Source organism: Curtobacterium sp. PhB130, assembly GCF_003755165.1.
Lineage (GTDB): Bacteria > Actinomycetota > Actinomycetes > Actinomycetales > Microbacteriaceae > Curtobacterium.
This window is the reverse complement of the sequence record NZ_RKII01000002.1, coordinates 1-2,043: the sequence shown is the minus strand read 5'-3', so window position 1 is coordinate 2,043 and position 2,043 is coordinate 1. Positions and strand designations below refer to the sequence as shown.

The 2,043-nt window shown below is 56.3% G+C and carries 1 rRNA gene; it reads left to right on the top strand.

What is annotated here, in order from left to right:
* The first annotated feature begins 178 nt into the window (after nt 1-178).
* A 16S ribosomal RNA gene (locus EDF24_RS00035) occupies nt 179-1,700 on the top strand.
* Nucleotides 1,701-2,043: the final 343 nt, after the last annotated feature.

Sequence of the window (2,043 nt, the reverse complement as noted above, 5' to 3'; positions counted from 1 at the left end):
GCGTCTGGTCCTTGAGAACTCAACAGCGTGCACATTGTCAATGCCAATTTATTGACCCCGTGGCGTTCCACTTGTGGGACGTCCGGAGACAATTCCTTTTGGATTGAAGATTGTCAGTAGACAGTCAACAGTCAAGATCAACTCGGCCTGACGCTTTCGGGTGTTGGGTCTGTAATTTTTTACGGAGAGTTTGATCCTGGCTCAGGACGAACGCTGGCGGCGTGCTTAACACATGCAAGTCGAACGATGATGCCCAGCTTGCTGGGCGGATTAGTGGCGAACGGGTGAGTAACACGTGAGTAACCTGCCCCTGACTCTGGGATAAGCGTTGGAAACGACGTCTAATACTGGATATGATCACCGGCCGCATGGTCTGGTGGTGGAAAGATTTTTTGGTTGGGGATGGACTCGCGGCCTATCAGCTTGTTGGTGAGGTAATGGCTCACCAAGGCGACGACGGGTAGCCGGCCTGAGAGGGTGACCGGCCACACTGGGACTGAGACACGGCCCAGACTCCTACGGGAGGCAGCAGTGGGGAATATTGCACAATGGGCGAAAGCCTGATGCAGCAACGCCGCGTGAGGGATGACGGCCTTCGGGTTGTAAACCTCTTTTAGTAGGGAAGAAGCGAAAGTGACGGTACCTGCAGAAAAAGCACCGGCTAACTACGTGCCAGCAGCCGCGGTAATACGTAGGGTGCAAGCGTTGTCCGGAATTATTGGGCGTAAAGAGCTCGTAGGCGGTTTGTCGCGTCTGCTGTGAAATCCCGAGGCTCAACCTCGGGCTTGCAGTGGGTACGGGCAGACTAGAGTGCGGTAGGGGAGATTGGAATTCCTGGTGTAGCGGTGGAATGCGCAGATATCAGGAGGAACACCGATGGCGAAGGCAGATCTCTGGGCCGTAACTGACGCTGAGGAGCGAAAGCATGGGGAGCGAACAGGATTAGATACCCTGGTAGTCCATGCCGTAAACGTTGGGCGCTAGATGTAGGGACCTTTCCACGGTTTCTGTGTCGTAGCTAACGCATTAAGCGCCCCGCCTGGGGAGTACGGCCGCAAGGCTAAAACTCAAAGGAATTGACGGGGGCCCGCACAAGCGGCGGAGCATGCGGATTAATTCGATGCAACGCGAAGAACCTTACCAAGGCTTGACATACACCGGAAACGGCCAGAGATGGTCGCCCCCTTGTGGTCGGTGTACAGGTGGTGCATGGTTGTCGTCAGCTCGTGTCGTGAGATGTTGGGTTAAGTCCCGCAACGAGCGCAACCCTCGTTCTATGTTGCCAGCGGGTTATGCCGGGGACTCATAGGAGACTGCCGGGGTCAACTCGGAGGAAGGTGGGGATGACGTCAAATCATCATGCCCCTTATGTCTTGGGCTTCACGCATGCTACAATGGCCGGTACAAAGGGCTGCGATACCGTAAGGTGGAGCGAATCCCAAAAAGCCGGTCTCAGTTCGGATTGAGGTCTGCAACTCGACCTCATGAAGTCGGAGTCGCTAGTAATCGCAGATCAGCAACGCTGCGGTGAATACGTTCCCGGGCCTTGTACACACCGCCCGTCAAGTCATGAAAGTCGGTAACACCCGAAGCCGGTGGCCTAACCCTTGTGGAAGGAGCCGTCGAAGGTGGGATCGGTGATTAGGACTAAGTCGTAACAAGGTAGCCGTACCGGAAGGTGCGGCTGGATCACCTCCTTTCTAAGGAGCATCTGGCATCGCTTGCGATGTCCAGGCGCCCGATTCGGACCGAACGTGTCCGACGGGTAGCTCATGGGTGGAACATTGACAGTGCAGTTGGGAGCGATGCTTCCGATCTCAGTACGCTCTGCTTGCAGGGTTGGAACGGGTCGGGGTGGAGGTCCTGGCTGGTGCACGTTGTTGGGTCCTGAGGGACCAGGCTTCCCATGCCTTCGGGTGTGGGGGTTGGGCCTACGGGTCCTTCGTTGGGCCAGGGTGAAGCAGTCCGTTGTGATTGTGGAGCGCTGGTGCCGATCGTATGTTGAGAACTACACAGTGGACGCGAGCATCTTTAGATCGCTCG